Raw genomic sequence first — 25275 nt, 5'->3', positions numbered from 1 at the left:
GGAGGCGTCACGGAGATTAGCCGGTTGGTGTCAGCCACCGGAACAGACACCGCAACGGCTCCGCCCCGGAGGGGGCGGCAGAGTTCCGCTGCCCCGCTGGGGCAAATGCTCAGGGCAAATCATTTCGGGTGGCTGACGCCAACCGGCTAATCTCCAGAGGCCCTCCGGGCCGATGGGGCCCTTGCTCTGCGGGCGATTCGTACTCTTTTCGGTTCCTCTCGATACGTCCCAAACTTTTGAACGCGGCTACGAATTCGGGTTACGATTTGAGAAGCCGTTTCCCGCTCGAGGGCGCGCTAAACCCCAAGCTCAATAAACCGGCCTCTGGCGCCTCGCGTTGAAAGCAGAAGACAAAGCAGAGCGCATGCGGGAGGGAAAAATCAAAACGCCGAACCCGATTTGGCGCTTTTAAGACGCCCACGTATGCCTTTCTGTGATCAAGAATGTGATGCCGGGAAGCCACAGATAAATTGCATCAGTACCGCCGCCACCGTTGGGCGACAGTTGCCATCCGAAACGGAGGCGAACGACAAATGGGCCAAGAGCCGACGCCCGACTGGAGTAGCACGGAAGCGGATAACGGCCATCTTCCCGGACCGTCCTATCCGTATCCGTCCAAACAGGCGGTGGTGAATTCACCTCGTGGCCTGTGACCTCCTTCCAGGTAGGCTGCCACAAATTTAACTCAGCCAGTCGGCGGTGACGAATCGCAGCGCAGCCCCAGATGAATGTCAGAGCCCATATGGCACTGTAGCAAAGCATCCCGCGCAAAATGAAGATACGAAGGCGGCGCTTCATTTACAAATTGCAGCTTGCGGCGCACCGTATGGCAAGGGCGTAAAGAATGGAGATGATAAGCCTGGAGATTGGACCAGGCATTTCCCCTCTCCCTCTTCCCTTCATGCCCTTCGTGCTCTTCGTGCTCTTCGTGCTCTTCATGGTATCCGGTCCGTCTCCTCCACGGAAGTTAGGGCGCCGGGCACCGGGAGTCGGGCGCGACCGCAAGCTCAACTGTCCCCAAGTGATTGGCAATTCGTGCCTCCGCCGCCCCATCAATGAATGCTTGCATGAAAAGCACATCGCCGGGAAGGTTCGCTCCGTTTTGCCGCATCTGACTTTCATCGACATCATCTCCTCGGGAGTTTCGCCGCTTTCTTCGCGGCTCACTCCACCCTAGCGGCGCGCCTTCGAGCGCAGCCGACGCGCGCTGGCGTGCGCGCTGACTGAAGCTCACTCCCCTTCCCCCTCCAGCACTTCGCTGTTTTAGCGATTCACGCTGCTTTCTCCGGCGCACGGGCCGCGAGACGCTTTCCCTCATTCCGTTGCTCATCCCAATTCATGTTCACCCATAATCTGGTCAAAGAGTGGTTTTCCAATGTTCGCGGCGATCTGCTTGCGGGCATCGTCGTGGCCCTGGCGCTCATCCCCGAGGCCATTGCGTTTTCCATCATCGCAGGGGTGGACCCCAAGGTCGGTCTTTACGCCTCGTTTTGCATCGCCGCGTTAACGGCCATCTTCGGAGGACGCCCCGGAATGATTTCCGCCGCAACCGCCGCCACGGCACTGCTCATGGTCACCCTCGTCAAGGAACACGGGTTGCAATATCTGCTGGCCGCCACGGTGGTGACGGGCGTGCTCCAGGTGATCGCGGGGGCGTTGCGCATCGGGAGCATCATGCGTTTCGTCTCCCGTTCCGTGATGACCGGCTTCGTGAACGCGCTGGCGATCCTCATTTTCATGGCCCAATTGCCTGAATTCAAGGGCGCGGGCGTGACGGTTTATGCGATGGTCGCCGCCGGCCTCGCGATCATCTACCTCTTGCCGCGGGTCACCAAGGCGGTGCCATCGCCGCTCGTCGCCATCGTCGTGCTGACCGCCGTGTCGATGATCTGGAAGCTGAACGTGCGCACCGTGGGCGATCTCGGCGAACTGCCCTCTACACTTCCCATTTTCCTGTGGCCGCAAGTGCCGCTGACCTTCGCTACGCTCTGGATCGTCCTGCCCTACTCGCTGGCCATCGCCGCCGTCGGCCTGCTGGAATCGTTGATGACCGCGCAGATCGTGGACGAGATGACGGATACGCCCAGCGACAAGAACCGCGAATGCACCGGTCAAGGCATCGCCAATTTCGTGTCGGGGCTCTTTGGCGGCATGGCCGGCTGCGCCATGATTGGGCAATCGGTCATCAACGTAAAATCCGGGGGCCGCGGCCGACTGTCCACGTTCACGGCGGGCATCTTCCTCCTCGTCCTGCTCGTCGTGCTGAATCCCTGGGTGAAGCAGGTTCCCATGCCCGCGCTCGTGGCCGTGATGATCATGGTTTCCATCGGCACATTTTCGTGGGCTTCGTTCAAGAATATGCGGATCCATCCCAAGAGCACCAGCCTCGTGATGATCGCCACGGTCGTGACCGTTGTCTGGACGCACAATCTCGCGCTGGGAGTCGGCGTCGGCGTCCTGCTCAGCGCACTTTCCTTTGCCCGCAAAGTCGCGCAGGTCATCCGCGTCCACGGCGACTACGACGCCGCCACGGAAACCCGCACCTACACCGTCCGGGGCCAGGTCTTCTTCGCGTCGTCGCCGGAGTTTTTCGCTGCTTTCGACTTCAAGGATGCGGTGGCACGAGTCCGCATTGACGTCAGTCACGCCCATTTCTGGGATCTCACCTCGGTCGGAGCCCTCGACAAGGTAGTGCTGAAATTTCGCCGCGAAGGCACGGCGGTCGAAATCATCGGCCTCAACGAAGCGAGCGCGACCATTGTGGACCGCCTCGCCATTCACGATAAACCCGACGCCCTGGACCGAATGCTTGAACACTGACGCCATGAAAGCCATGCCTGCCATCCTCGCCTGCACCGACGGCTCGATCTACGCCCCGAGCATCTACCAACTCACGGCCTGGGCCGCCCAACGCCTTGCCGCCAGCGTCGAAGTGCTCCACGTCCTGGACCATCACCGGGAGCGCGCGGCGAGCATCGATTTTAGCGGCTCCATCGGCATCGATGCCAGCCTGCACCTCACTGAAGAGCTGACGAAGTTTGAGGAGGAGCAGGGCCGCATCGCGAGGCTGAAAGGAAAAGCCATCCTCGAAGACGCGCGCCAGCAACTCGCCGCCACCGGCATCGCCAACGTCACGACGACGCAGCGCCACGGCACCCTGGTGGACACCCTCGATGAACTCGAGCCCCGCTGCGATCTCGTGGTGATCGGCAAACGCGGCGAGCACGCGGACTTCGCCAAAGGCCACCTCGGCGGCAACCTTCAGCGTGTCATTCGCGCCGCGGTGCGCCCGGTGCTCGTGGCCGCCCGTGCCTTTCGACCCATCGAGCGCTTCCTCATCGCCTCCGACGGCGGCCCCAGCGCCACGAAAGCCATCGACTTCGCGCTCGCCAGCCCTTTGCTCAAAGGCGCCGCCTGCCACATTCTTCGCGCCGGGCACGTGGACGACCGGGCCAAGTGGTATCTCGAAGAAGCAGCGGGGAAATTGCGCGCGGGTGGTTCGGAAGTCACCAGTCACGCCGTCTCCGGCGAGCCAGTCACGGTGATCGCGGAGACGGTGAAACGCGAAGACATCCAGCTCCTCGTGATGGGAGCTTACGGTCATTCGCCCATTCGCACGCTGATCCTCGGCAGCACCACCACGACGATGGTCCGCACCTGCCTTGTGCCTGTCCTGATGTTTCGGTAGGATATCCACGCTTGGCTTCACTCCATCGGGACGAGAAGAGGGCGGCGCGCCTCCGCCACGCTGCCAAGAGAAAGCATTGACACTCTCTCTGGCTTCCCGTGGCATCCGCGCATGAAATTCGAACCCCTCGATTTCTCCAAAATCCGCACCTACCCCGTCTCGGAGCGCGACAACAAGGTGAACGCCGCCGCCTTCGCCACGCCGCACGTGGCGGGCGGGTCGTTGCGCGGATTTCTCGATGGGCTGCCGGATTTTCTCGCGGTGCAGGATCTGAAGAAGATCGTGACCGCCGTCGCCACCGCCGTGCGCGAGCAGCGCCCGGTGGTGCTGATGATGGGGGCGCACTCGATCAAGGTCGGCCTCAATCCCATCTTTGTGGACGCCATGCGCCGGGGCATTCTCAACGCCATCGCCTTCAACGGCGCCGGAGCCATTCACGACTTCGAGCTCTGCTACCAGGGCGAGACGAGCGAGGACGTGCAACGCGGGCTCGATGACGGCTCCTTCGGCATGGTCGAGGAGACGGGCCGGCGCATGAATGCCGCGCTCGCCGACGGCGTCGCCCGCGGCCTCGGCGCCGGTCGCGCCCTCGGCGAAGCCGCCCGCGTCGCTCATTATCCCAATCTCTCCCTCTCCCTCCTCGCCACCGCCGCCGAGCTCGAGATCCCCGTGACCGTCCACATCGCCATCGGCACGGACATCATTCATCAGCACCCCACGACCAGCGGCGCGGTGCTCGGCGAGGCCAGCTATCGCGACTTCCAGACCTTCGCTGCGGTCTGCGCGCAACTCGAGGGCGGCGTGGTGCTCAATGTCGGCAGTGCGGTGATCATGCCCGAGGTTTTCCTCAAGGCGTTGACCATCGCGCGTAATCTCGGCCACAAGGTCGAGCGCTTCACCACCGCCACCTTTGACATGACCCGCCATTACCGCCCCACGGAAAACGTCCAGCGCCGCCCCACCAAGCTCGGCGGCCAGGGCTTCTACCTCGTCGGCCATCACGAAATCATGATTCCCCTCCTCTTCGCCGCCATCACCGAGGAACTCGCCCGATGAATCGCGACCGCGTCTCCGCTCTCATTGGCGCCTTCGCGGGCAAGCGCCTGCTCGTCATCGGCGATCTCATGCTCGACGAATACCTGTGGGGCAAAGTCTCCCGCATTTCTCCCGAGGCGCCCGTGCCGGTCGTGGAGGTGGTGACCGAGGAATGGTTCCCCGGCGGCGCGGCCAATGTGGCACGCAACCTCGCCCCCTTTTCCCAGCACGTGCACGTCCTCGGGGTCACCGGCCAATGCGGCTACGCCGAACGGCTCAAGGGCTTGCTGACCAGCGAAGGCATCAACATCGACGCCGTGCAATCGCATGACTGCTACCAGACGATCGTCAAGACGCGCGTCATCGCGCGGCAGCAACACGTGGTGCGCATCGACCGCGAGAAAAAGCTCCGTGTGCAGCCGGAGCACGCCGCCGCCGCGCTCGCGCAGATCGAGGCCCTGCTCCCGGAGATCGACGCGATCATCGTCGAGGATTATGGCAAAGGTCTGCTCGCGCAGCCCTTCGCCGAGGCCATCTGCGACCTCGCCAATCGCGCGGGCAAGATTCTCGCTGTCGATCCCAACCCGCACAATCCTCTCGCCTGGCGGCACGTCTCCGTCATCAAGCCCAACCGCGTGGAAGCGTTTGCCAGCGCCGGGCTGCCCGCCACGGAACCCGTCGACCCGCCCACCGAGGACGCCCCGCTCCTCGAGGCCGGCCGCGTGCTTTCCGAGAAATGGGACGCCGACAACCTGCTCATCACCCTCGGCGAGCAAGGCGTGCTGCTCTTCCGCCACGACGCCCCACCGTATCACGCCCCCACGCGTGCCCGGGAAGTCTTCGACGTCAGCGGCGCCGGCGACACCGTCATCGCGCTCTACACGCTGGCCCTCAGCGCCGGCGCCACGCCCCCCGAGGCCGCCGAGATCGCCAATCACGCCAGCGGCATCGTCGTCGGCAAACTCGGCACCGCGACGGTGACCCCTGCGGAACTTCTCGCCAGCTTCGCGAACTAAAATTTCGTAATTACCGTATTATTCATAGGGCTCCATTGGCTCCATTGCCGATTCCTGCCTATTTACGGCATTTTTTGCCATTTTTTATTCGGGCTAATCCGACCGTCAATCCACGAACACAAACTCGTTCGTCTCCAGCAGCACCTGCGCGTATTGCTCCCATGGCGTGAGATCCTTCGGCTGGGTTGGCGGCGGCCCGGCGAATTGCGTCTTCGCATCCCACTCCGCACTGCCCTTGATCAGCGGGTGCCAGACGAAGCCGTCGGAGTCCAGGTTCCCGCGCAGGTCGACGAGGAAGTCGATGGTGTCGCCCTTCTTCACTTCGACCTTGTCCAGTTTCACCTCGACCGTCGCCGCCGGCAGCACGTCGCTCTTGAACAGTTCACCCAACCGGCTCGACACCACGCGCGCCACGATGCCATCGCCATGATCGCTCGGCCGTTGCACCGGCCCGGTGATCGACACCACGCCATCGTCCGGCGCCGTCCAGCGGCGGATCGTGTTGTGGGCATGGTCGCTCCCGGCATGCCCGCCGTCGGCATTGATCGTCACATAGCCCAGCGTCGCGTCCGGCACCTTCGCGCTCCCTTGCCATGCTTTACCGCTGAAGAACGGCAGCTTGTGGAAGTCCACGCGATGCGCGGCTTCGTCGTAAGCACCCCAGCCATATTGCCACGCCGATTTTCCTTCCTCGCGCGGGTGCGGATTGGTGATCGCATTCATCACGAAGCGCAGTCCCGCATCGACCTCCGACGACGCCGCCTTGCGCGCATACACACATTCGTAAAGCTCGTGCACCTGGGCCTCGTAGGCCTGCGGCTGTTGGAATTCCGGCTTCGCCACCAAGGCCTGCGCCTGCTGGATGACGAATGGATTATTCATCATGAACAGCGCCTGCTGCGGCACCGTCGTGACATGCCGCTGCGGGCTCGTCTGGTCGGGCGTGGCGAAATCGAAGGTATGAAATACCCCGGGCAGATTCTGGCGATCGATGAGCCCGTAGACCGCGCGGCGTTTCGCATACGGCGCCGCGGTGATTTCCACCGGCCGCCCACCCATCGTGGAATCAAGCTGGCCTGCGACCGCGAGCAGCGAATCGCGCATCGCCTCGAAGTCGAGACGGCGGCGGTTCATGTGCCAGACGAGGCGGTTCTCCGGGTCGGCCTGCGCCGCATCCGTCCGCAGATCGCTGGACTGCTGGTACGCACTCGAAAGCATGATCGCCCGGTGCAGCTTCTTCACCGACCACCCTTCGCTCATGAAGCGGGTGGCGAGATAGTCGAGCAGTTCCGGATGCGTGGGCGGCTCGCCCTTCGTGCCGAAATCTCCCGGCGTGCGCACGAGCCCCGCGCCGAAGTGCAAATTCCAAACGCGATTCACAAACACCCGCGCCGTGAGCGGATTGTCCTTGCTGGCAATCGCCTTCCCCAGTTCCAGGCGGCCACTGCCATCCTTGAACGGCTGCGGGTCGCCACCGCTCAGCACCTGGAGGAATCGCCGCGGCACCACATCGCCGGGGCGCCCCGGGTTGCCGCGGATGAAGACATGCGGGGTCATTGGGACCGGCGCATCCACCATGCCTTGCGGACGCGGCGGCGCCAGTGGGCCGCCGTTCAGCTCATCGATCTTGTTGCGGAGCTTTACCGAATCCTGTTTCCCCTGCTTATCCAGCAGCTTCTCCTGAACCTCCGGAGGGATGATGGCCGGCACGCCGAGCGTCGCGAACGTCCGCATAGCAAATATCTGCCGCTGCGTATCGATGAACTTGCCGAGCTGCCCTTCCAAGTCTCCGAGTTGCTTCCGGTACTCGACTTCGTTCGCCGGATCGGCATTCGATGGCAGGATCGGCAGATCCTTCCACGACGGCTCCACCGACGATGCGAATACGCCATACAACGCGTAGTAGTCCTTCTGCAAAATCGGATCGAATTTGTGGTCGTGGCAACGCGCGCAGGCCACGGTCAGCCCCATGAATCCGCGGCAAACGACATCGATGCGATCATCGATGATATCGGGCTGGCTGTTGAGAAACCGCCGGCCCAGCGTGAGGAACCCGAGCGCCGCCATCGGGCGCGGATCCGCCGGCGTGGACACGCGGTCCCCGGCGAGTTGCTGAATCACGAATTGATCGTAAGGCAGGTCTTCATTGAAAGCGCGGATCACCCAATCGCGATACGTGTAGCTGAACGAATAGCGGCGCTCTTCCCCACCGGCGAGGTAGCCCTTCGTGTCCGCATAGCGCGCGACGTCCAGCCAGTAGCGGCCCCAGCGTTCGCCGTAGTGCGGCGAGGCGAGCAGGCGGTCCACCACCTTGGCGAAAGCATCCGGCGCATTGTCCTTCTCAAAAGCGTCCATTTCCGCCGTGGTCGGCGGCAATCCCGTGAGATCGAAAGTCGCCCGGCGCAGCAATGTGCGCTTGGCCGCGCGCGGCGAGGGCGCGATATTCTTCTCCTCCAGCTTGGCGAGGATGAATTGATCGACGGGCGACTGGCCCCAGTGCTGCGCATCCTTCACCGGCGGTGGCGCGGGATTCTTGATCGGTTGCAGCGACCAGTGCGTCTTCGCCACTTCCATCGAAGCCGACGGCTTCGCCGGGCCGTCATTCTCCGGCCAGGGCATACCCATCTTCACCCATTGCTCCAGCGCGGCGATCTGCGCATCGGGCAACTTGTCCGCCTTCTCGGGCATCTTCGAGTCGCCGATGTGCTTGATCGATTTGATCAGCTCGCTGTCGCCCGGCTTGCCCGGCACTACGATCGGCCCATCGTCGGTGCCCTTCAAGATGGCCGCCCGCGAATCCATGCGCAGGGCGCCCTTCTGCTTGTCCGGCCCGTGGCATTTGTAGCATTGCTCGACCAGCACCGGGCGCACCTGCTTCTCAAAGAATTCAGTTTCCTGCGGGGTGATCGCCACCGCACCGGGGACAACGGCGCAAACGAGGGCAAAAGTGGCTAAAGAGGCAAGACGGGTCATCACGGCCAAAGTAACCCATCTACAGAGAAGTCGTTAGCGGTTTTTCTCTGCTTTGAGGGGGGCGCACCGTCACCTGCGGCACCACTGTTGCCACAGGGTGCGATAAACGGCTTCGATGCTGCGGGCAAAGCGCGGGGCGTCCATGAGCACCGAGGTCTCCATTCGTCCCCGCAGCGTGGCCCGCAACTCCGCCAGCCGGGGAAGATCCCCGCCCAGTTGCGTGGCGATCGCGACGTAGTCGTCCTCCGACTGCGCGATCAGCTCCGGCAGCCCGAGGTTGGAGAGCTGGCTCAAGCCGGCACGTGAGATGGCGCGTTCGCCCGCCAGGCTCACCACCGGCACGCCCATCCACAACGCATCCAGACTCGTCGTGTGGCCATTGTAGGGAAATGGATCGAGCACGATATCCAGCCGATGATAGAGTTCCAGATAAGCCCTGTGCAGACGGCGTTCCGCGAATTCCACCCGGTGTACCTCGATTCCTTCTCGTTCAAGAAACTCCAGTATCCGCTGGCGATGGCTTCCCACGCCACTCAGCAGAACTAGATGCGACTGCGGCACTCTCGCGAGCACCCCTGCCCATAACCTCAAGACAGCTTCGTTCACCTTGCAAAAGTTATTCAGGCTTCCAAAGGTAATAAATCCGTTTTCCCTCGCCGGCAGAGCGTTGACCTCCACGTCAGCTCCACAAGGGCTGTAGCACCAAAAACTATCGATGAGCATCATCTGCTCGCCGCTGACCTCAGAATCGCCTGCCTCCAAATACCGGTCGCTAATTCGGTATCCGATTGCGTCCACCCCCGCGCCGTCCGGATAACCGGCGAAGCTCACCTGCACGGGGGCGGGCTGTCGGGCAAACATCGGCAGCCGGTTCCCCTCCGTGTGCTGGGAGAGATCCACGAGAATGTCCACGCCATCCCGCCGAATCATTTCCGCGAGCACTTCATCGGACACACCCACCGTGCCGCGCCACTGATCGGCGTGCCGACGAAACTCCTCGGTAAACTTGTCCGCATGAGCGACGCCGGAGTAACAAAGGATCTCGAAAGACTGATGGTCGTGGCACTGCAGCAGGGGCAATATATTCCGGCCCACCACATGATCCCGAAATGCCGCCGAAACGTAGCCGATGCGCAGCCGGCGCCCCGGGTCGCGATCGTTGGTGTGCGACAAAATAAGTCCCTGCAGAGGCTCGCTGACCAATCGGTTCCAGCACTGTTGTGCCTCCGCGATCATTCGACCACCGTCGTTTGGAAGGAAATAGAGCGTTAGAATCAAGCTGTCGTGCCAATCGACCTGGCCAGGCTTCAACTGTAGCGCGCGGTGATACGAAGCAACAGCTTCACACAGCTCACCTTGATCCTTGAGCGCATTGCCCAGATTATGGTGCGCATCCGCATAGCCGGGTTGAAGATGAAGGGCACGACGATAGGCGGAAATGGCTTCGTCGAGTTGACCCTGCTCCCGCAGGGCATTTCCCAGATTGTTGTGAACTCCGGGTTGATCGGGCTGGAGCTGCAGCGCCCGACGAAAGGCGAACGAGGCTTCGTCCATGCGACCCTGCAACGCCAGGGCAATACCCAAATTATTGTGGGTTTTGGAGTCGTTCGGCTGGAATTGGAGAGAGCGGTGAAAACTGGCAATCGCTTCGTCCAGCCGGCCGGTCGCACGATACGCTTCTCCGAGATTGCAATGGGAAACGGGATTGTTCGGATCGAGAGCGATCGCCCCACGAATCCATTCCACAGCGAGGTCGTGGCGACCGGCTTGATGAGCGATGACACCAAGGAAGTGCAGTGCATCGGCGTGGTGGGGCTGCACCGCGAGGATTTGGCGGTAGAGCGTTTCGGCTTCGGCCAACCGGCCCGCCTGATGGTGCTGGAGCGCGAGTTCGAAGGCTTGCTGGACCGTAACGGTGGGCATGAGAGGAATGGCGAGCTCGAACAACATACCGCCCCGGGCCGAAACGCAATCTCCCGCTGGCTCAGCTCCCTTGCGCCACACACCAACGCTGCCAGATCGCGCGATAGGCCGCTTCGATCCGGCGCGCGAAGCGTGGGGCATCCATCAGCACCGAGGCCTCCATCCGTCCCCGCAGCGTGGCCCGCAACTCCGCCAGCCGGGGAAGATCCCCGGCCAGTTGCGTGGCGATCGCGACGTAGTCGTCCTCCGACTGCGCGATCAGCTCCGGCAGCCCGAGGTTGGAGAGCTGGCTCAAGCCGGCACGTGAGATGGCGCGTTCGCCCGCCAGGCTCACCACCGGCACGCCTATCCACAACGCATCCAGACTCGTCGTATGCCCATTGTAGGGAAACGGATCGAGCACGATATCCACCCGATGATAGAACTCCAGATACTCGCGGCGGGGACGCGGCTCCACAAACGCGATGCGGTGCGCCGCGATCCCTTCCCGCGCCAGAACGTCCAGCGTCCGCTGCCGATGGCTGCCCGCATAAGTCAGCAACAGCAGCCGCGAGTCTTTCACCTTCTCCAGCACCCGCGCCCAGAGCTTCAACACCGGCTCGTTGATTTTGCAGAAGTCATTGAGACTCCCAAACGTGACCGTTCCCGTCTCTTGAGCGGGAAGCTTATTGACCATCAACTCCACGCCGCACGGGTCGTAACACCAAAAGCTGTCGATGAAGGAGAGGTGGTCACTTTCCCCCGCATCCTTGTTTCCATCGAGATAACGATCGCTGATCCGATGTTCAATGGCCCCCAATCCCGTACTGGCCGGATAACCCGCAAAGCTCACCTGTACCGGCGCCGGCCGGCGGGCAAACACCGGCAAGCGGTTGCCCGCGGCATGCAGTGTGAGGTCGACCAGAATGTCGACGCCATCCTGCCGAATCCGATCGGCGAGTGCTTCATCGCTCAGGTCCGCCGCATCGCACCACTGGGCCGCGCATCGGCGAAATTCCTCGGTCAGGTCATCCGGCTTTCTCACTCCCGAATAGCAAATGATTTCCTGCTGAGCCCGATCGTGTTCGCGGAAGAGCGGGAGCAGGTTTCTGCCCAGCACATGATCACGAAAATCGGGTGAGACATATCCCACCCGCAGACGGCGTTCCGGATTCGGATCGTTGCGGTGCGGCAGCGCCAGCCGCTGCCACGGGACGCCGAACCGCTCATTCCAACGGCGGCGCTCCGCGGCGATGGCCGCTTCGTCCAGCGCCGGGCAAACCTGGAGCAGGAGAATCAAATCGCTGTGAATGACCGGATCATCCGGCGCGAGCTCGTGCACGCGCCGCACGGCCTCCGCGGCTTCCTCCCCGCGTCCCTGGTCCCGCCAAACCTCCGCCAGCCGATAGGATGCTTCCGCGTAATTCGGCGCCAGTGCGAGCGCGTGCGCATACGCGGCTGCCGCATCGTCCAGGCGGCGTTGCCGGTGCAGCGCGTTGCCTAGACTAAAATATCCCTGCGGGACATCCGGCCTGAGTTCCATTGCCCGGCGGTAACTGGCGATCGCTTCCTCCAGTTGGCCGTTCATCACCAACACCTGCCCCAATTCGTAACAGGCCTCAAAGTAATCGGGCCGGCCTCGGCGCGCATGGCGTAAAGCAGCGATAGCCTCGTCCAGTTGACCCTGGCGGCCCAGCGCCACACCCAGGCTGAGGTACGTCTCCAGCCGATCCGGACAGAACTGGATCGCCCGGCGGTAGGCCGCGATGGCTTCCTGAAATTGCCCCGCGGCGTTCAGGGCATTGCCGAGATTGTGATAGGTCGCGCCGGACTTCGGCTTGCGTTGCAGCGCTCGGCGATACGCCGCGATCGCTTCGTCGAATTGCCCCTGCTCCGCCAGCACGATGCCGAGATTATTGTCCGCATCCGCGTGCCCGGGATCGAGCCGCAACGCCGCGCGATACGACGCAATCGCTTCTTCGCACTGACCCAACTGCCTCAGCACATTGCCCAGGTTGTTCCAGGCCAGCGCATGGTCTGGTTTGATTTCCAGCGCACGGCGATACGCCGCCCGGGCCTCCTCCAGCCGGCCCAATTCCGCCAGCGCCGCGCCCCAGTTGTAGTGTGCGTCCGCGAAATCCGGCCGAATTTCAATCGCCCGGCGACTCTGCACCATGGCCTCTTCCGCCCGGCCAGTGGCCAGGCAAACCGTCGCGAGATTGGAATGCGCCACAGCATTGGACGGATCGCGAACGATGGCCTGCCGAATCATCTCCACAGCGAAGTCGTGACGCCCGCCCTGGTGCGCAGCCACCCCAAGGAAATGCAGCGCCTCCGCGTGACCCGGCTGCACGGCCAGAACCTGCCGGTAAAGCACCTCCGCCTCCGCCAACCGGCCAGCCTGATGGTGCTGGAGCGCGAGTTCGAAGGCTTGCTGGACCGTGACGGCGGGCATGGGAGGAAGGGCGATCTCGAACATCATACCGCCCCACGCCGAAACGCAATCTCCCGCTGGCTCAGCCTTCTTGCGTCGCACACCACCGCTGCCAGACATCGCGCAGCAGCGCCGCAAAGTGAGCCGCGTACCGTTTCCCATCACACAACGGCGAAGCGGCGACACGCTGACGCGAACCGCTTCGCCACGCGGCCAACTCGGGCAGATCCGAAGCCAGCTTCACGGCGATCTCCACATAGTGGTCGAGATCGCAGGCCACGGTTTCCGGCACCCCCGCTGCCGTCAGGTGGGCGATTCCGTGACGGCTCGCAAAAATCTCTCCGGGACAGGTAACCACGGGCACTCCCATCCAGATGGATTCACACGTGGTGAGGCCGCCGTTGTAGGGAAAGGTATCCAGCGCGATGTCCACCTCCCGGTAGGACGCAAGAACGTCGTGCGGTGGCGACCAGCCACGCATCTCGACACGGTCCGCCGCGATTCCGTCGGCGGCAAAGAGCTCCCGATAGCGCACACACGTCTCCGGATCATCGAAGCCGCGGTTTTTCAAAATCATCCTCGCCCTCGGTATCGACTCCAGTATCCGAGCCCAGATGCGCACCATCTGCGGCGTCGTCTTGGGCGGAATGTTGAAGCTGGCGAAGGTGACATGCCCATTGGCGAGGGCAGGGAGCGGCCCGACCAGCGGCGCGTTCACGGGTGGATCGTAACAAATGTAATCGTCCGGCATCCGCAGAACCTTTTCGCAGTAATAAGGCTCGGCGGCGGGAGGGATTTGCCGGGGGTCCGCCAGGATATAGTCGATGGCCTCCAGACCGGTTGTGCCTACGTAATCGAGCCAGGTAATCTGGATGGGAGCAGGTCTGCGGGCAAACACCTGGAGCCGGTTCTCCGCCGTGTGGCCCGCCAGGTCGAAAAGGATGTCCACACGGTCTTCCCGGATTTGACCGGCAAGTTGCTCGTCGGACATGCCACTGACGTTACGCCAGACTCTCATCGCCGCCTGGATGCGAGCGGTCATGTGATCCGCAGCCGGCGTGTCTGAATAGCCGATGACACGAAACTGGGTTCGGTCGAGGTTCTCCAGGAGCCGGATCAGGAAGGATCCGACGGGATGACTTCCGAAATGCGGCGAGATAAATCCCAGTCGTATTTGGCGGCTGGGTTCCGGCCCGTTTTGATGAGGGCGCCACGCGGCAGCAAGCGGAGCCGCATGGCGACAGTGGTATTCGGTGTGGGCCTCGAGGAGCCCGGGCAACGTGGTCTGCGGACAATAGTGGAGAACGGCGAGGAAGGTACTGTGGATACGGAAGGAATCCGGCTGCAAGCGCAGCGCGTGCCGGTAGCAGGCAACGGCCTCGTCAAGCCGACCCTGGCCGGCCAGTGCGGTGCCTAAATTTCTGTGAGTGTCCGGGTAGCCGGGCTGGAGTTCGAGAGCGCGGCGAAATGCGGCCACCGCCTGGCCAAGTCGACCTTCCTTCCGCAGCACCAGGCCCAGATTGTTGTGGGCCCGCAGATCGGCCGGGTTGAATTGAATTGCCTGGCGATAGGCAGCGATGGCGTCGTCTGGCCGACCCTGGCCAGCCAGCGCAGTGCCCAAATTGTTGTGGGCATCCGGGTAATCGGGCTTGAGTTGGAGAGCGCGGCGAAACGCGGCGATGGCGTCGTCCGCCTTGCCCTGCGCGGCCAGTGCCGCGCCGAAGTTGCACTGAGCGCCGGGATTATTCGGGTTGAGAGCAATGGCTTGGCGTATCAGATCCACTGCGAGGTCGGGGCGGCCGGCCTGGTGGGCGATGACACCGAGGAAGTGCAGGGCATCGGCGTGGTTGGGCTGCACCGTGAGAACCTGCCGGTAGAGCGCCTCGGCGTCCGCCAATCGGCCAGCCTGATGGTGCTGGAACGCGAGTTCAAAGGCTTGCTGGACCGTGACGGCGGGCATGGGAGGGATGGCGAACTCGAACAACACACCGGCGCGCGGCGAAACGCAACTTCATCGGGACACGAGGTAGTGCCGTGATCGGAGCGTCGGCTTCTGCACAGAGGGAAGGCGAGGCGGACCGAGGCGGGGGAGCGACATTTCGGCTAACGAATCCGTCCCAATCGGCGTCTTACTCACCGTCAGCCTGCCTGATCGCCCCCCAATTTTTCTTCCGTGAAATCCCGCATTTCCTCACCCCACATCTCTTGCCGCGCATGAATGCGGGTGATAGCGTCGCCGCCGTCTCCATGGCCGCCCCCAAGAACTCGCTCATTCAGGAATGCACTACCTGCGGCGCACTGCTCGATGTCTCAGGGGAGGAGCCGTTTGCGCTCATGCACTGCCCCAACTGCGGGGCGGCCACGCGCGTCCGGCGAAAATTCGACCACTTTGAAATCCAGGAGGAACTGGGCGCCGGCGGCATGGGCACGGTCTACCGCGCGCTGGACTTGAATCTCAACCGCCCGGTCGCCCTGAAACTCCTCCAGCGCGAGCACGGTGGAAACCCGGAATTCGTCGCGCAATTCCAGAAAGAGGCGTCGATCACCGCCTCGATCAATCACCCCCACGTGGTCAAGGTCTACAGCACCGGTCAGGACCACGGGTTGCTCTACATCGCCATGGAACTGGTGGACAAGGGCTCGCTGGAGAGCCTGATGGCGGAGGATGAGCGATTGCCGGAAGTGCAGATTCTTTCGGTCGGCATCCAGACGGCGCAGGGGCTGCAAGCGGCGCTGGATAAAGGACTGATCCATCGCGATATCAAGCCGGGCAACATTCTCTTCGCCGATGCGAACACGCCGAAGATCGTGGATTTCGGGCTCGCCGTGCTGCAAGAGCACGCGGGCCACGTGGCGGGCGAAGTGTGGGCGACGCCTTATTACGTGGCCCCGGAAACGGTGCAGGGGAAGCCGGAGGATTTTCGCAGCGATATGTACTCGCTGGGCGCCACGCTTTTCCATGCGCTCGCCGGCAAGCCGCCGCACGAGGTGGAAACGAATTCGATGAGCGCGCTGGCCGAGGCGAAGAAAGCGCCGGTCAATCTCGCCGCCGTGGCGCCGACCGTCTCGAGCGCGACGGCCTACGCGCTGAACAAAGTGCTCAATCACGATCCCGCGAAAAGGCAGCAGAGCTATGCGGAGTTCATCGAGCACCTGGAATTCGCGCGGGCAGGGTTGCTCGGCATCCTGCCGAAAGACGAAAAAGCCGAGGCCGCGAAGTCGGGACCGCCGCGCAGCTACCGCTGGCTGACTTTTGCCACCGCGGTGGTGACGGTCGCGGCAGGGGTGAGCGCCTTCCAGTTTCGCGGTCATCTGCGGGCGCATTTCCATCCGGTCGAGGAACAGGCGGAAACGACAACGGCCCAAAAGGAAACGCCCTCGATGACCTACGACCAGGCGCGTCAACTTCTCGCCGCGGGCGACCTGGCGAAAGCGACCGAGGCATTCGCCGAGCTCGAGGCCCGGCCCGACACGCAGCAGCCGCAGAAGAACTGGATCACGCTGCACGCCGCCTTGGTGGAATTCCTGGCGGGGCGCCCGGACCAGGCCAATGCCCGGCTCAAGCAAATCGAAGACCGGGGCAAGTTTTCGCCCGACCCCGCGGAGGTGGACCTGGCGACGTTCTTCCTCGATGTGGCCGCGCGCGCCGGCGGCACGAAGGCGATCACGGCGGAAGCGGCCAAGGCGCTCGATCGACGGAACTACGAAGCACTCACCTTGCTGCTCTACGGGCTGAAAGACTGGTCGCTCGGCGAGTACGATGAGGCATCGGCGCTCTTCCGCCAGTATGCGCAGGTCACGCCGGATTCCCGTTTCACCTGGGTGGGCGACTACAAGCCGCTGGTCTCGCCCTACGTCGCCGAGGTGAATGTGTTTCACCCCGCCATGGACGCGGCGAAGGCCGCGGATTCGCTCGAGACGCGCAAGCAGGCGCTGAAAACGGTGCGGGACGCCCGGGCGCAGATCAAGCTGGCGACCGGCTTCGCGGCGCCGCTCGACCAAAGTGCGCAGGATCTCCAGCAGAAGATCACAGCCGAGGAGGAGGAAACCGCGCGGCGCATGGCGGAGATGGAAGCGGCCGATACCAAGGCGCTCACCGAGGCGAAGAGCAAGATCGGGCCGCTCTGGCAGCAATTCCGCCCGGCGGACGCTTATGCGGTCATCAACGCCGTGCAGGTTTCCGGCGACAAGGCGAAACAGGAACGCGAGGCCTTACTCAAGAAATTTACCTGGCTGGCGCGCTTCAAGGCCACGCTGATCCAGGATGTCAATGTCGTCGGTTACGCGCCCGCGGTGCTCAAGAAATCCGGCACGCCAATGACGGGTCCGATCCGCCGGGCGAATGACACGCAAATCGAGACGGCCACGCCCTTCGGCACGATCTCCGCGCAATGGACGGATCTCGCGCCGGACTCGATCATCGCCATGGCCAAGTCATTTCTCCGACCGGACGCCGCGCCGGACCAGCTCGGCGAACGCCAGTGGATGATCGGCGTATATGCCTACATGATGGGCAAGCCGAAAGACGGCCACGATCTGCTCGTGCAAGCCAGCCAGGCGGCGCCGCAGCATAGCGGCGATCTTCCCCTCTTCCCCGAATCCGGCGAGGCGCCGTAAGCAGGCCGACCCGTTTACGCCGATGGACATCAGGCGTGTGCAGATGTATGCTGAAAACATCCTGCTTTCCGATACAAAATTCATAGGAAATCCAGCAGACCTACCGCTAGATGACTTCCAATCCTTGTAACGACTGTGGCGAGCCTCTCCTTGCGAGCGCGTCTCTTTGTCCTCATTGCGGGCGACCAAGTCTTTTTCCTAACGTCAACGCTGCGTCCTCAGCGGAGGAAACTGCCGCGTTCAACGTCAGATTCGACAAAGCCCAACAGGATCTCAAGAATCGCGCAGCGGAAACCAAAGCGGCCGAGTTTGTCGCGGTTGTCGAGAAAGCCGAAGTAATCATCAATCGCTACTTCGGCGAACTCTACCGTCTAGCTTGGTCTGATGACCAAATTTATGCCACTTATTACCAGAAGATTCATGCTGGCCTGCAACTTCCCGAGACTGATCGCTGGAACCGCCTTCGCGCTATTGCGGATACAATCCTATTCGGCGAGATCAATAAACAACAGATCAGGTTTTCCGCACTATCTTTAGACAATGCGGGCCTCGAAAAATATGGCGACTGCGCGATGACAGTCAAACGCGCCATGATTGAACACCGGGCAACAATTTTCGATGAGAATTCCGTCGTGTTCATGAAACGTCATGGAATCACCGGGACCGACGACTTTCAAATACCTCCCGGCCACCGCACCACTTGGGCCAGACGCGTGGATCTTTGCGTAGCAAAGCTGGCCCACCGAATTCTGCCTCCCACTGGACAAGACGAATTTGACAAAATCCTTCTTTCATCGGGCAACAAGCCCGAAGAGGATGAATTTGTCGAAGTGCACATATGGGGACCTCTTACAATTCGATCATTCCAGAGTGTGCAAATCCAAGAATGGAGCGTGCGCCCCTCTGATGAAGAGCAGATGGAAATAAAGAATCGACTAGCTAACGTGGGCGTGGCTTTTGTCACTCCGTAGATTTGTGAACGCGATTCTTTCAGCTCAACGAAGAGTGGCTTTCCTGGTCGATGAAGACCAGTTGCATTCAATCATTACACCGCAATCGCACGTCGATCAGAAAGCGTCACTTGAATTCCTAGCGCGGTGGTTGCAGGGCGCTGAAGAATTGATCTTCTTGGAAGACATTGATGCTGCATCCGTCCAAAATAGACTGCGGGAAGAAGTGCGGCGGGAACGGGCCTTTTGTGTCTTCCTCCCGTTCTTCGATTCGATGCTTGATGCCAACGTCCGCGAAAAAGCCGGTGAAGAACTTGAAGCGTTGTTTGACGATGACGACTCTCTGGCTCACCTCACATTAGGCCGCTTCTATGACGCGCCTTTTCCGCAAATAGACCGTCTACAAGATGCAGTCTCCTTCGCAACCAATCATCCCTGGCCGCGATTGCATCACGCCCTCGCTGATCTCGCCGCACGCCAACCGATAGTTCGGAAGGTCTGTTTGCAATGGGCTGCCATTCGTCCGGACAGTTTTGACGGCACATTGCCGTCGGACGAGATTCGAGAAACATTCGTTCGCCAAGGCGTATTTTACCGATTGGTCGAGATACTTGCCACCGGTCTTTCCCTCGTGAGTTTCATTTCGATTGAGAACCGCAACCGTTACTTAAATCACATCCCGCACCTAGACGTTATTCTGCGTCGCTGGACGGAAACTTTTGCTCCACAGATCGCCAAGCCTGAAGGTTCTCCTTCCCGTAAAGCTATCGGCATCGACCTAGGTACGAGCTTTTGTGCGGTCGCGCACGTCGACGACTTCGGCAAGCCTCAGATCATTCCCAATTTCGAGGGAGAACGGACTACTCCTGCGGTAATCCTGTTTGACGATGCCAACGTCATCGTCGGTACGCGTGCGATGCAAAATGCCGTCGCCGAACCGGAGAAGACTGTCAATTTTGTGAAACGCGAGATGGGCAAGAGCAAGGCGCGATTTCACCGCGCGTTCGGCGGAAAAGCTTATTCTGCCGAAGAGCTTTCGGCGTTGATTATCAAGAAATTAAAAAACGACGCGGAAACACAGCTCGGCCAAAGGGTAACTGACGCCGTGATCACTGTGCCTGCGTATTTCAACGATGCCGAGCGCACGGCTACTTTGCACGCGGGTCAGCTTGCAGGCCTGAACGTTCTCCAGATCGTCAATGAACCAATGGCAGCAGCGCTGGCCTATGGACTGGACAAACTAGATTCGGACCAAACTGTATTCGTGTTCGACTTGGGCGGCGGAACCCTGGATGTCACGATTCTAAGAATCGAAAACCATCAATTCCGAATGATCGCAAGCAATGGCGATCATCATTTGGGGGGCAAGGATTGGGATGACATCATCGTGAACTTGGTCGCCGATGAATTCAACAGATTATACGGGGAGAATCCACTGCTCGATTTGCGGAGTTATCAAGACCTCTACAATCGCGCGCTCACGGCCAAGATCCAACTCTCCAGCCGCACCCGCACGACGATCCAGCATAGCTACAACGGCAGGAGCGTGAAACTGGATTTGACGCGCGCGGATTACGAAAATCGTTGTCAGCCTTTGTTGGAGAAATGCAAAAGCATCTGCAAACTCGTGATACGGGAGGCGAACCTTGACTGGAAAACGATTGACAGAATCCTGTTGACTGGCGGCATGACGCGCATGCCTTCGGTCCGAGACATGGTCAAAAGCATTTCGAATGTACCGGTAGCCGATGGTGTGAACCCCGAAGAAGCGATGGCCATCGGCGCTGCCGTACAGGGCGTGCTATCTCTTTTGAATGAAGAGAACAAGTTCGGCGAGCGCGTGCTGCCGAAAGAGGTGCGTAACAAATTTTCGAAAGAAGATGGCTCGCTAATCAAAGTCACAAATATTGCCACCCATACGCTCGGCGTGATCCTCTGGGACGACGGAAAAGTTGAGGAATATGTCTTTCCGATGATTCGGAAGATGACGGTCCTACCGGTAGAGGCGAAGAATTCGTTTGGCACTGCCAAGGCCGACATGAGGAATGCTATCGTGCGCGTAGTGGAGGGCGAAAGTACGGTGCCAGGCAAATGTACGCCGCTCGGTATTTGCGACATTGAGTTGCCACCCTTCTTACCAAAAGGATCGCCGGTAGAGTTGACCTATACCTACGACGAAAATCAGGTTCTCGAGGTCATTGTAGACGCCTACGGGCGGCAGAATCGGGTGAAGATCGTACGCAGCACCGGCCTATCGGAAAGTGAGATTGATCAAGCGACAGCGGACATGGTGCAAATTCACGTAGTCTGACGAAGTACGTAAAGGGCGCGTCTCTTGAAGGACTTCCACGCTGGACAAGCATCCCGCGTCTGCTAGCGTGCGCCCACTTCAAAGCATTTTTGATAAATCATCACCAATGAACAACACATCCGATACTCCCCTGAACCGCCGCTCCTTCCTCACCCGCTCCGCCGCTGCCGTCGCCGCGACTTCCGTCCTCGGCTTTCCCGCGATCGTCCGCGCGGACAATGAAAAGATCCTCAAGATCGGCATCGTGGGCTGCGGCGGCCGTGGCACTGGCGCGCTCGGCAACGCGCTTTCCGCCGACAAGAACGTGATCGTCACGGCCATGGGCGATATCGCGCGCGACCGGCTCTACACGAGCTTCGAGAACATCAGCAAAACCAAGCCCGACCAGGTCAAGGTGGAGGAAGGCCAGAAGTTCGTCGGCCTCGAGGCCATCGACCAGGTGCTGGCGACGGACATTGATGTCGTCATCCTCACCACGCCTCCGGGTTTCCGTCCGCAGCACTTGAAAAAGGCCATCGCCGCCGGCAAGCACGTCTTCTGCGAGAAGCCCGTGGCCGTCGACGCCCCCGGCGTCCGCGACGTCATCGCCACGGCGGCGGAGGCCAAAAAGAAGGGCCTTGGCATCCAGTCGGGCTTTTGCTGGCGCTCGAACTACGCGGAACGCGAAGTCTTCAAGAAAATCCACGAGGGCGCCATCGGCGACGTGCGGTCTTATTACGGCACCTATCTCGGCAATTCGCCCTGGGTCAAGGAACGCAAGCCGGAGTGGACCGATCTCGAATGGCAGTTGCGCAACTGGATGTACTTCACCTGGCTCTCCGGCGATCATCTCGTCGAGCAGGCCATCCACACGGTGGACAAGATGAGCTGGGCGTTCAAGGACGTGGACCCGATCAGCGTGACGGCACTCGGCGGCCGGCAGCAGCGCATCGAGGAACAGTACGGGCACATCTACGATCACTTCGCCGTCTCCTATGAATTTCCGGAAGGCGCGCGCGGGTTCGTTTATTGCCGGCAGCAGGCGGGCTGCGACAACGAGAACGCCGACGAAATCATCGGCGCGGAAGGCGTCGCGCGCATCAACGGCTTTCGCAAGCTGCGCACGATCACGGGCAAGAACACCTGGAAATACGATGGCCCGGCGAATGACATGTACCAGACGGAGCACGAGGAAATGTTCGCCGCGCTGCGCAAGGGCACGCCGCTGAACTACGCCGAAAAGCTCGCGCACAGCACGCTGATGGGAATCATGGGCCGCATGTCCGCCTACACCGGCAAGACGATCACTTGGGAGCAGGCCATGAAATCCGAGGAAGTGCTCGCGCCGAAGGAACCGCTCACGTGGGACATGAAGCTCGCCATCCCGCCCGTCGCGATGCCCGGACGCACGAAGTTCTACTAAGCAGCCAATTCCCATCCCAGATCATGAACCGTCGCACCTTCCTCCAGGCCACGAGCGCCGCACTCGCCGCCTCCACGCTTGCTCCCCTCGCCCTCTCCGCCGACGCACCGGCGAAGAAGCGGCCGCTCAAGAAAGCCGTGAACCTCGGCATGGCAAAAACTGGTGGCACGGTGGCGGAGAGATTCAAGGCGGTGAAGGATGCCGGATTCGATGGCATCGAGTTGAACCTGCCGGACGACAGCCTCAGCGTGGACATCATCAACGAGGCGAAAGCCGCCAGCGGCCTCGAAGTCGCCGGGATCATTTGCACTCCCCATTGGAAATACCCGCTCAGCGATCCCGACCCCGCCAATCGCGAGCGCACCGTTCGCGGCTTGCAACTCGCACTGCAACAAGGGGGCGAAATCGGCTGCACCCGCGTGCTGCTCGTGCCCGGGGTAGTCAACAAGCAAGTCGATTACGCCCAGTGCTGGCAGCGCTCCATCGAGGGGATCAAGCGCTGCACCGACGCGGCGGAAAAGGCGAAGTGTTACATCGCGATTGAGAACGTCTGGAACATGTTCATCACCAACCCGGTGGAGGCCGCGCGCTTCGTCGATGAGATCAACAATCCGTGGGTCGGCTGGCATTTCGACATCGGCAACTGCGTAACCTACGGCTGGCCGGAGCACTGGGTGCGCATCCTCGGCAAGCGCATCCGCAACCTGCACATCAAGGAATACAGCCGCAAAAAGCGGGACGCGGAAGGGCCGTACAAAGGTTTCCAGGTGGAACTCGGCGAAGGCGACGATGACTGGCCATCAATCATGAAGGCGCTCGATGAGATCGCCTACAGCGGATACGGCATTCTCGAAGTCCCCGGCGGCGACGCCGCGCGGCTGAAGTTCCTCGCCGAGCGGACGGACCAACTCTTCGCCAGCTAAGCGGCTGCCGAAATAGCTCCCGGACAACAACCCCGGAGGGCCGGCGGAAATTAGCCGGTGGCGTCAGCCACCGGACATCTGCCCCGGAGGGGCAGCGGAACTCCGCCGCCCCGCTGGGGCGGAGACGTTTTGGCCTCTATTCCGATGGCTGACGCCGACCGGCTAATCTCCATGACGCCTCCGGCGTCCAGAGACGTTTCAAAGACGCCAATTATTTTTGAATGATCTCTCCTACACAAAAAGAAAGGGCGCCGAAAACGGCGCCCCTTCATTGATTGATTTACGAAGCTGTCGTGGCGATAGCGGCCGTGATCGCCTCAGCTATGCCGGCGGCGCTTGACGTGCAACTGCGCGAGGCTCTTCATCAACGAAGCTTGGACCGAGGCAACTTCCTCTTCGGCCAAGGTGTGCTGATTGGCGAGCGTGGCCTTGGCCCGCTCGATCGCGGCTTCCGCGGCGCTCTCGTCGATGTGCTGCCACTCGATGGCCATGTCGGTGAGAATGTTCACCGCCGTCTGCGTCACCGTGGCGAAGCCTTCGCCCACCGCGAGGAAGTCCTTCTTGCCATTGACGCTGATGACCACTTCGCCGGGCTTGATCTGCGTCATCAAGGGGATGTGCATCGGCAGCACGCCGAGTTCGCCCTCGGTGCCGGGGATGACGACGGAGTCGACATCGCCCTCAAAGGCGAGCTTGTCCGGCGTAACGATTTCGAGGCGAAGAGTGGCCATGAGCGAAAACTAGCTGCGGATTTGGTCGATCGTGCCCTTCATGTAGAAGTTCATCTCGTTCACATCGTCGTGCTTGCCTTCGAGGATCTCTTTGAAACCGCGCACGGTTTCCGCGATCGAGCAGTATTGGCCGGGCGTGCCGGTGAAGACTTCCGCGACGTGGAAGGGCTGCGAGAGGAAGCGCTGGATTTTGCGGGCGCGGAAGACGGTCAGCTTGTCTTCGGGCGAAAGTTCGTCCATGCCCAGAATGGCGATGATGTCCTGCAGATCCTTGTACTTCTGCAACACGCGCTGGACGCCACGGGCGACCTGATAATGCTCTTCGCCGACGATTTCCGGCGCGAGCGCCTTGGCAGTGGAGGCAAGCGGATCGACGGCGGGATAGATACCCAATTCCGCGATGGAACGCTCCAGCACGACGGTCGAGTCCAAGTGCGCGAAGGTGTTCGCAGGCGCCGGGTCGGTCAAATCGTCCGCGGGCACATACACGGCTTGCACCGAGGTGATCGAGCCCTTGGTCGTCGAGGTGATGCGTTCCTGGAGAGTGCCCATTTCCGAGGCGAGCGTGGGTTGATAACCCACCGCCGACGGCGTGCGGCCGAGGAGCGCCGACACTTCGGAACCGGCTTGCGAGAAGCGGAACACGTTATCGACGAAGAGGAGCACGTCCTGGTTCTTCTCGTCACGGAAGTATTCCGCCATCGAGAGCGCCGAGAGAGCCACGCGCAGACGCGCACCGGGAGGTTCATTCATCTGGCCGTAGACCAGCGCCACCTTGGACTTGCTGAGGTCCTGCTGGTTGATAACACCAGCGTCGCTCATTTCATGGTAAAGATCGTTGCCTTCGCGGGAGCGTTCCCCCACCCCGGCGAACACGGAGAAACCGCCGTGCTGCTTGGCGATGTTGTTGATCAGTTCGAGGATGACGACCGTCTTGCCGACGCCCGCACCACCGAACGCGCCCACCTTGCCACCCTTGGTGAAGGGGCAGATCAAATCGATGACCTTGATGCCGGTCTCGAGAATGTTCGACTTCACGTCCTGGTCCATGAGGGTCGGGGCCGTGCGGTGAATCGGATAGCGCTTGGTGTGGGGCACTTCGCCGCGTTCGTCCACCGGGTCGCCGGTGACGTTGAAGATACGGCCGAGAATGCCCTCGCCGACCGGAACCGAAATCGGTGCGCCGGTCGCGATGACGGGCGTGCCGCGCTTCAAGCCTTCGCACGAACTCATGGCGATGGCGCGCACCCAGCCTTCGCCGAGATGCTGCTGCACTTCGAGGACGAGCTTGGT

At 61.5% G+C, this 25275-nt stretch carries 16 protein-coding genes; 10 read left to right on the top strand and 6 right to left on the bottom strand.

Annotated elements, in window-relative coordinates; genetic code table 11:
• Positions 1-901 precede the first annotated feature (901 nt).
• From ABJF10_RS13050 to ABJF10_RS13030, 5 genes are all read left to right on the top strand, one after another.
• Positions 902-1177, top strand: coding sequence for a hypothetical protein (locus ABJF10_RS13050; protein WP_348545018.1), 276 nt, complete (start codon positions 902-904; stop codon positions 1175-1177).
• A gap of 161 nt (positions 1178-1338) precedes the next feature.
• Positions 1339-2820 (top strand): SulP family inorganic anion transporter, encoded by a 1482-nt coding sequence (locus ABJF10_RS13045; RefSeq protein ID WP_348545017.1) that lies wholly within the window; start codon positions 1339-1341, stop codon positions 2818-2820.
• A gap of 4 nt (positions 2821-2824) precedes the next feature.
• Positions 2825-3688, top strand: coding sequence for a universal stress protein (locus tag ABJF10_RS13040; protein WP_348545016.1), 864 nt, complete (start codon positions 2825-2827; stop codon positions 3686-3688).
• A gap of 111 nt (positions 3689-3799) precedes the next feature.
• Entirely contained in the window at positions 3800-4744 is a 945-nt protein-coding gene (locus ABJF10_RS13035; protein WP_348545015.1) for a hypothetical protein, read from the top strand.
• The gene (locus ABJF10_RS13030; protein WP_348545014.1) at positions 4741-5739 is read left to right on the top strand and encodes a PfkB family carbohydrate kinase; all 999 of its coding nucleotides are present in this window, start codon (positions 4741-4743) and stop codon (positions 5737-5739) included. Before ABJF10_RS13035 ends, ABJF10_RS13030 begins: the two co-directional genes overlap by 4 nt.
• 105 nt (positions 5740-5844) lie before the next feature.
• Here ABJF10_RS13030 and ABJF10_RS13025 read toward each other — a convergent pair whose 3' ends face one another.
• The 4 genes from ABJF10_RS13025 to ABJF10_RS13010 all read right to left on the bottom strand — a co-directional run bounded on the left by ABJF10_RS13025 (position 5845) and on the right by ABJF10_RS13010 (position 15008).
• Positions 5845-8712: a PSD1 and planctomycete cytochrome C domain-containing protein gene (locus ABJF10_RS13025; RefSeq protein WP_348545013.1), complete on the bottom strand. Its 2868-nt coding sequence runs from the start codon at positions 8710-8712 to the stop codon at positions 5845-5847.
• Between the two features lie 69 nt (positions 8713-8781).
• Positions 8782-10635, bottom strand: a complete 1854-nt coding sequence (locus ABJF10_RS13020) for a tetratricopeptide repeat protein (RefSeq protein WP_348545012.1) — start codon at positions 10633-10635, stop codon at positions 8782-8784.
• A 61-nt stretch (positions 10636-10696) separates the two neighbouring features.
• The gene (locus ABJF10_RS13015) at positions 10697-13069 is read right to left on the bottom strand and encodes a tetratricopeptide repeat protein (RefSeq protein ID WP_348545011.1); all 2373 of its coding nucleotides are present in this window, start codon (positions 13067-13069) and stop codon (positions 10697-10699) included.
• Positions 13070-13130: 61 nt separating this feature from the next.
• Positions 13131-15008, bottom strand: coding sequence for a tetratricopeptide repeat protein (locus tag ABJF10_RS13010; protein ID WP_348545010.1), 1878 nt, complete (start codon positions 15006-15008; stop codon positions 13131-13133).
• 254 nt (positions 15009-15262) lie between these two features.
• On the opposite strand from ABJF10_RS13010, the gene ABJF10_RS13005 reads away from it, so the two are divergent.
• From ABJF10_RS13005 to ABJF10_RS12985, 5 genes are all read left to right on the top strand, one after another.
• Complete coding sequence (locus ABJF10_RS13005; protein ID WP_348545009.1) at positions 15263-17665, top strand: protein kinase; 2403 nt, start codon at positions 15263-15265, stop codon at positions 17663-17665.
• A 110-nt stretch (positions 17666-17775) separates the two neighbouring features.
• On the top strand, positions 17776-18636 hold the full coding sequence (locus tag ABJF10_RS13000) for a hypothetical protein (RefSeq protein ID WP_348545008.1): 861 nt from the start codon (positions 17776-17778) through the stop codon (positions 18634-18636).
• Between the two features lie 4 nt (positions 18637-18640).
• Entirely contained in the window at positions 18641-20926 is a 2286-nt protein-coding gene (locus tag ABJF10_RS12995) for an Hsp70 family protein (protein WP_348545007.1), read from the top strand.
• A gap of 106 nt (positions 20927-21032) precedes the next feature.
• Positions 21033-22328 (top strand): Gfo/Idh/MocA family oxidoreductase, encoded by a 1296-nt coding sequence (locus tag ABJF10_RS12990; protein ID WP_348545006.1) that lies wholly within the window; start codon positions 21033-21035, stop codon positions 22326-22328.
• 23 nt (positions 22329-22351) lie between these two features.
• A complete protein-coding gene (locus tag ABJF10_RS12985) occupies positions 22352-23251 on the top strand; it encodes a sugar phosphate isomerase/epimerase family protein (RefSeq protein ID WP_348545005.1) in 900 nt (299 codons plus the stop codon).
• Positions 23252-23568: 317 nt separating this feature from the next.
• On the opposite strand, the gene atpC is transcribed toward ABJF10_RS12985, so the two are convergent.
• A complete protein-coding gene (gene atpC, locus ABJF10_RS12980; protein WP_348545004.1) occupies positions 23569-23982 on the bottom strand; it encodes an ATP synthase F1 subunit epsilon in 414 nt (137 codons plus the stop codon).
• Between the two features lie 9 nt (positions 23983-23991).
• The coding region (atpD, locus tag ABJF10_RS12975) for a F0F1 ATP synthase subunit beta (RefSeq protein ID WP_348545003.1) at positions 23992-25275 on the bottom strand (1284 nt) is incomplete at its 5' end.

The sequence above is a fragment of the Chthoniobacter sp. genome (genome assembly GCF_040003245.1).
Taxonomy (GTDB): Bacteria; Verrucomicrobiota; Verrucomicrobiia; order Chthoniobacterales; family Chthoniobacteraceae; genus Chthoniobacter.
This window is presented reverse-complemented; position numbering and strand designations above follow the sequence as displayed.